1 protein-coding gene is annotated in these 301 nt (G+C 45.2%); it reads right to left on the bottom strand.

The window, feature by feature from the left end; genetic code table 11:
• Position 1: 1 nt before the first annotated feature.
• A partial coding sequence (locus ACR9ZK_RS21800; RefSeq protein ID WP_481344045.1) for an anti-sigma factor occupies positions 2 to 301 on the bottom strand: 300 nt, incomplete at its 5' end.

Genomic DNA, 301 nt, shown 5'->3' with positions numbered 1-301 from the left:
ATTATATTTCGCCCATCACATACATATTTTCCATTGTCGGTACAGGGCTTCCTCCCTGTTTTTCCAGCGTTATGGCAAATGCCTGCGCTTTTGGAATATTGGCAAGCGCAAATTTGCTGTCTTTTTCTTCGGAGTACATTCCTGCACTTACAGGTTTACCATCGGCGATGGCCCACAGCTGATATTGCATTCCCTGAGGAGCTTTCGGAAGACTTTCCGCGTTGAGGTAAACTTCTTTTGTCTTGGTATCCCAGAAAACCATTGCTTTGGAATCTGTGTGTTTTTCCACGCCCTTCAGCAT

The organism is Monashia sp. HAY1-5C, assembly GCF_056755255.1.
Note: the sequence above shows the minus strand (reverse complement) of the source record. Positions and strands in the feature narration are given on the sequence as shown.